General features: G+C 41.1%; 7 protein-coding genes. 3 read left to right on the forward strand and 4 right to left on the reverse strand.

Going from position 1 to position 6,134, the window contains the following annotated elements; all coding sequences use genetic code 11:
• Positions 1-376, reverse strand: a 376-nt coding sequence (locus tag ACO4PX_RS07985) for an RloB domain-containing protein (RefSeq protein ID WP_485572211.1), incomplete at its 3' end; no start/stop codon positions are given.
• Positions 376-1,677: an AAA family ATPase gene (locus ACO4PX_RS07990; RefSeq protein ID WP_485572212.1), complete on the reverse strand. Its 1,302-nt coding sequence runs from the start codon at positions 1,675-1,677 to the stop codon at positions 376-378. The genes ACO4PX_RS07985 and ACO4PX_RS07990, both read right to left, overlap by 1 nt.
• A gap of 329 nt (positions 1,678-2,006) precedes the next feature.
• Here ACO4PX_RS07990 and rfbH point away from each other — a divergent pair, with 329 nt between their 5' ends.
• Both rfbH and ACO4PX_RS08000 read left to right on the forward strand, forming a co-directional pair.
• Positions 2,007-3,362 carry a lipopolysaccharide biosynthesis protein RfbH gene (rfbH, locus tag ACO4PX_RS07995; RefSeq protein WP_485572213.1) on the forward strand — a complete coding sequence of 452 codons (1,356 nt, stop codon included), beginning with the start codon at positions 2,007-2,009 and terminating at the stop codon, positions 3,360-3,362.
• A gap of 265 nt (positions 3,363-3,627) precedes the next feature.
• Positions 3,628-4,548 carry a cell wall-binding protein gene (locus ACO4PX_RS08000; RefSeq protein ID WP_485572214.1) on the forward strand — a complete coding sequence of 307 codons (921 nt, stop codon included), beginning with the start codon at positions 3,628-3,630 and terminating at the stop codon, positions 4,546-4,548.
• Between the two features lie 135 nt (positions 4,549-4,683).
• Here ACO4PX_RS08000 and ACO4PX_RS08005 read toward each other — a convergent pair whose 3' ends face one another.
• Positions 4,684-4,914 (reverse strand): BrnA antitoxin family protein, encoded by a 231-nt coding sequence (locus ACO4PX_RS08005; protein ID WP_314329893.1) that lies wholly within the window; start codon positions 4,912-4,914, stop codon positions 4,684-4,686.
• A complete protein-coding gene (locus ACO4PX_RS08010; RefSeq protein WP_315271437.1) occupies positions 4,914-5,195 on the reverse strand; it encodes a BrnT family toxin in 282 nt (93 codons plus the stop codon). The genes ACO4PX_RS08005 and ACO4PX_RS08010 overlap by 1 nt, the downstream gene beginning before the upstream one ends.
• 551 nt (positions 5,196-5,746) lie before the next feature.
• Between ACO4PX_RS08010 and ACO4PX_RS08015 the strand changes: the two genes are divergently transcribed.
• Positions 5,747-6,130 carry an Asp23/Gls24 family envelope stress response protein gene (locus tag ACO4PX_RS08015; RefSeq protein WP_485572215.1) on the forward strand — a complete coding sequence of 128 codons (384 nt, stop codon included), beginning with the start codon at positions 5,747-5,749 and terminating at the stop codon, positions 6,128-6,130.
• Positions 6,131-6,134 lie beyond the last annotated feature (4 nt).

Here is a 6,134-nt window from a genome sequence, read left to right on the forward strand (position 1 = left end):
GTTCATAATGTAGTAAGAGCCAGTATTCAATACAGGCACTTGTCATCAGGAGACGAACCTTAATATTTGGATTTTTTCGTAAGCTACGTAAACGCTTTATGATTTTGATTCGCTCATTCCAAAATGGACTATCCTCTTTTTCTACATCAAAGAAAAACCATATTTCATCAGTGACTTCAGAATTATTTTTATATTTTGAATCGTTAGCAAATTTATTTTTTGCATATTCGAATAATCCGGTGGATTTTGGACAATTTAAGATAGCAACATCCTGAAATTCTTTTTTGAGAAAGTCGGTGTAAGCTTGCTCACTTTCACCCTCGCAAAATACTATGATATAAGGTTTTTCGGTTCTAGTCTTAGTAGGACGAGGCATTATTCTACCTCCTCGATTACAATATTAGGAGTGGCACCATATTTCCCGACCAGATACGCTTTACGGATATTGTCACTAGTCCTGGTAGAGAATTCACTGATACTATAAAGTTCGGAAGAACCGTCGTTATTCTGTTTATCGGCAAAATATATCTGATCTTTTCGCAGGTATTCCAGGTTCAAAAGCTCTGTGTTATGAGTGGTAAAAATGAGTTGGGCTCCATTTTTGTTACTGTCTTTACTTTGAAATTTTGCTACAACGAAGTTGACCAGTTGAGGATGGAGTTCCTTTTCCAATTCATCTACCAGTAAAATACCACCTGTTCGTAATGCTGATTCAATGGCAGGTGCAAGAGCCATCAGCTTTCTGGTGCCATCAGATTCATCAGAAAGATCCAGGTAAAAATTATCTTTTTTCCCGTCTTTCTTAACGCCTTGGTGGCTTGCTTGAGCAGAGACTTCCTGTAGTTGTAGCAAAATGGTGCCGTCAGAGGAGGTTTCAGAGAGTGCACGTATAAACTGTGATAATTCAGTTTTGAAGTCTTCCGGAATATCCGTTGGAAGAGGTCCATCTGACCGAACTTCCTTATTGTTGATTTCGAATTGAACATCTAAAATGCCTAAGTCTGCAGCCTTGGCATAATCAGAAATTGCTTTTAGCATCAGCTTATCTTCTGCATATTCTAAGATTTGACCGGGAATATCGGAATAGTCACGAGAAAAATATACTTCATTTCGAAACCATTGCATGGCTGAAACGCATGCTGTGTCATTCATAGTACATGCTACTGAGAAAAACAGTTGATTCTCTGCAACCATTTTCCCGATTAAAGTTCTTTTAGCTTTATCTTCTGTGAAAGAAAAGTTTTGCTCTTTTCTATCAAAAATGAGGGCTTTTTGTCCTTTGGGAGCATGGTATAGATATTCTGAAAAGATTTTTTCTCTTGTTGCTGAAAAACCATACCAGTAACGAACGCCGTTAGAACTGTAAACAAATTCAAATTCTGTAGGGTCATTTTTTGAATAATCATTTAAGGAAAACGGGCGAACCGGAATGATGGCACGATCATGCTGAGTCCTCTGTGCGTTTCGGATAAATTGTACGGCAAGCCAGAAAGCTCGAATGACGTTACTTTTACCGCCACCATTTTTTCCATATATTGCACAGGATGGAAGCAACTTTACTTTAGAGGATAGAGGGATAAGCGACTTTTTCAAAGAATTAATGCCGCTTGCTTCCATGGATAGTACGGTTTTATCTCGAAAAGAACGGTAATTTTTAAAACAAAATTCAATGAGCATATTGACTACCTCCATAGACTATCTGTAGTGATAATAGCATCACAAAACACGAAATACAATAAAAAATATCAAAAAAATTGATTTTTAATATCTGATTTCACGTTCTTGCTATTCTTGTTATCTGGTTTTTCTGAAAAGATAAGATTTCTTCAGAGGAAATACCTTGCAAAGGAAAGAATTCTCCTTTACTCTTAACGATAGCTTTTCCATCATTCTGTATAGGCTTTGAAAGTGCCTATAGGATGAGAAAAGCACTAAAGCAAATAAAACGGATAGAATCATTAGAGAAGTTTGAGTTGAAACTAAGAAATAAAGGAGACTAACTATAAATGAAGAATTGGAAAAATGAAGCGGAGGCCAGGGAAGAGATTAAGGCTTTGGTGGCGGAGTATTACCACAGCTTTAAGGAGCAGAAGAAGGACTTTCAGCCGGGGGACAGAGTGAGCTATGCCTCCCGTGTATTTGATGAGAAGGAAATGCTGTCTTTAACGGATGCCACTTTGGATTTTTGGCTGACCACCGGACGCTTTGCGGATGAGTTTGAGAAGAAGTTTGCGGAGTGGATTGGGGTGAAGCATGCCTATTTGGTAAATTCCGGATCCTCTGCCAATTTACTGGCTTTTATGACTTTAACCGCGCCGGAGCTTGGAGAACGGCAGATTAAGCGGGGAGATGAAATCATTACCGTAGCCTGCGGCTTTCCTACCACGGTAACGCCTGCTTTGCAGTATGGGGCTGTGCCTGTTTTTGTGGATGTGACCGTGCCCCAGTACAACATTGATGTTCGCCGTTTGGAGGAGGCTTTGTCCGAGAAAACCAAGGCGGTAATGATTGCCCATACCTTGGGAAATCCCTTTGACTTATCGGCGGTAAAGGCATTTTGTGATAAGCATTCCCTCTGGCTTGTAGAGGACAACTGCGATGCTTTAGGCAGCCGTTACACCATTAACGGAGAAACAAAGTTTACAGGGACCTGGGGAGATATCGGAACCAGCTCCTTCTATCCTCCTCATCACATGACCATGGGAGAGGGTGGAGCAGTATATACCAACAATGCTCAGCTGTCCAAGTTGATTTTGTCCTTTAGAGATTGGGGAAGGGACTGCATTTGCCCCTCCGGACAGGATAACTTCTGTAAGCGCCGCTTCCTTGGGCAATACGGGGAACTTCCTAAGGGCTATGACCACAAATACACCTACAGCCACTTTGGTTATAATCTTAAGGTTACGGATATGCAGGCTGCGATTGGCGTGGAGCAGCTGAAGAAATTCCCAAGCTTTATTGAGAGGCGTAAGGAAAACTGGGCCTTTTTACGGGAACAGTTAAGCTCTTTAACGGATGATTTGATTCTTCCGGAGCCTGCGGAAAATGCAGATCCCTCCTGGTTTGGTTTCCTGATTTCCCTGAAAAAGGATTCTCCGGTAAAGAGAAATGCTTTGACTGCTTATTTGGAGGAAAGAAATATCCAGACTCGATTGCTGTTCTCCGGAAACCTGATTAAGCACCCCTGCTTTAACCAGATTCGAAACACCGATGCTTATCGGGTGGTGGGCGACCTTACGGAAACCGATTATATTATGGAGCATACCTTCTGGATTGGCGTTTACCCCGGAATGACCAAGGAAATGCTAAGCTATATGGCAGAGCAGATTTCTGCAGGGGTAAAAGCGTTAAAGGGACTATAGGATTAAGAACAGTTTTTGAAAAATGTAGATAGAGTCGGGACAGGATTTTGTTTGTCCTTTTGAATTGGGCAGTAGACTGTAATGGTCTGCTGCCCCGTTTTTTATATGCTTATTTTTTATAAAATCATAGCTATAAAGCTAAGGGGCAGCAATCAATACGCTTAGTTCCATAAGCCTGCTGTTATACTACTCCTTTATTCTTTCCCTAATTCTAACCGATAATCTATAGAAACTATAATCCAAGTAATAGGGGAAAGAATAGATCATGAAGATGAATCCATATCAAAGAAGAGAAGAATATAGAATCTTGACAGAAAAAATGCAGCAGGCTCATAAGCCCTATGCCATCAGCAAGGCACGCTCTATTTTTGATGAGAATAATTCGGGATTTTTTGGGAAAACTTGGGGAGAGAATAGAGAAAGTTTCCTTCCTGCACCGGCATTACGTGGCTTGGCCTGCCTGTTTCTTCTATTATTATGTCTGTTTTGCAGCATTTTGGTTCATGCGGAGGAAAGAGAGCAGGGCGTTTGGGTTTATGAAAACAAAGAGTGGAGTTATCACACCAAAGCCGGCACGCCTTTAACCGGTTGGATTCAGGATAAGGAGGACTGGTATTACATCAGTCCCCAAAGAGAAAAGCTACTGAGCGGTTGGCTAAAGGATGGGGAGCAGTGGTATTTTCTGAATAACAGAGAAAAGAATCTTGGGAAAATGATGAAGGGCTGGGCTGTGATTGACGGCTACGCCTATTATTTTTCGGAAAACGGCAGTATGGCGGTAAATACCAAGGTGGAGGGTCAGTATCCTGTCAATGATCAGGGACAGTTCCTTGGGGCAAATGGCCAGCCTACGTATTTTTCCAAAAGCACCTATAGAACAAAGCCCAGTATCGTGCTGGATGAGCTTTTGGCTAAGGCAGAAGCGGAACTCAAAGAAAATTCCGTTCCCAGAATTACGGCTCTTCCCAATGGAACCTTTCAGGCTCATTACGGAAATACCATGATGGGAATCTATGTCCCCGGACCGGTGAACCCCTGGCAGGAAAAGGTGGAAGTGGACATGGAGCAGTACGACTTAAAAGAAGAAGACCCTATTGAAGTCCCGGATGAAGAACAGCCGGAGGACGAAGGCGAAAATGACAATGAAGAAGAGGAAGTAGACGAAGACGCGGATGTGGCGAAATAAAGAAGCTGTTTGAATAAGGGTATCTATAAAAAATAAAAAAATGAATAGCTTATATACTATAGGTCTGAAAGAAGGGAGCGTGACCCTGATTTCAGACCTATGTTGCGTAGAAAATTATAATTTTTTACAGGCGCTCTATTTCCATGATAATTCAAGTTGACGATTATTCTTCACACAATCCTTTAAATATAGATTAATTAAAGTCTGATATGGAATCCCTGTGTTTTCTGCTTTGTTCTTAAAAAAGAGAATTACTTTTTCGTCAAGGTTAATGGTTATCTGCTTTTTCAGAGCCTTAGCATACGGATTTTTTATAGCCTTGCTAAAATCAAATTCTTTTTCTAAAAATTCATCTCTATCGTTCATCACCTTACACTCCTTTCATAGCCTGTTTTCTCAGCTGCAGTTGCCTTTCTTGATGAGATAATACGGATTGTCGTTTCTTCCCGTATACAATGAACTACAAGAAGAATATTGCCCTCATCGCTACAACCAAGGATACGAAAACGGTCCTCATTTCCGGAATGAAGCTCGTCATACTCCAGCAGAGCTTGCTCATCATAAAATACTGTTTTTGCTTCTTCAAAGGATACCCCATGCTTGATTTGGTTTATCCGATTTTTGGTTTCATCCCATTCGAATTCCATAGGGCACCACCTTTCTATAGGTACAGTATAATTATATAATAATTATACTTCAAGCGGAAATTTATATTACTAATAGGAAATCAAATAAAGAGAATGCAGTCTGTGATGAGATGTTAGTTTCTTCTTTTAAGAGATTAGAGTAAAGGTAGTCTAGGCATAGCCGGATTTTAGACTAAGAAATCCCTTTGCAAATAAACAGAGGATATAAAAAACCAAGCGAATTGAATAGGTTTTCGACAATATAGGTCTGAAAGAAGGGGTAGTCTGAGCCCGCGGGTTCTTAGCTTTTGTTTTGTAAAAGCTTAGAACCCCTGCAGGGCGAGGCTAGCGGGAGCGTGCCCCTGATTTCAGGCCTATATTGTACAGAAAACCAATTTGGCTTTTTTCATCCTCTTTTTGGTTCCAGCGAGAGCGTACCCGTTGGGACTTGCCTATCACACTAGAACCGAAGCTATTTCTTACTTTTCTCTTCAGCCTCCTTTTTTCTTTTCCTTTTTTCTGTTTTTATGGTAAAATTTCCAAAAGATTGTTGTTATTTATGGGAGGTCTTCATGGAAGAACAAAGAGCATATAGAGTAGAAGAACAGGATCAGGATAGTTTTGGAGAGGTTATCATTGCGGATGAGGTCATTTCCATCATTGCCGGCATTGCGGCAACAGAGGTGGATGGCGTAGATTCCATGGATGGCGGCTGGTCCGGAGCCCTGGTTTCCCGTATGGGAATTAAGGATCTGGCTCGCGGTGTTAAGGTGGAGATTTCCGGTGAGGAAGTGGCTGTGGATTTGCGCTTAAACATTTGCTACGGTTATGCGATTCCCGAGGTTTCCAAGGCAGTACAGGAAAGAGTGGTTTCCAGCATTAACAGTATGACCGGTTTAACGGTTAGAGAAGTCAATGTTAAGATTTCCGGAGTGGTGACTAAAGAGAATGAATAAGAGA

The sequence above is a fragment of the Oribacterium sp. genome, from assembly GCF_057249185.1.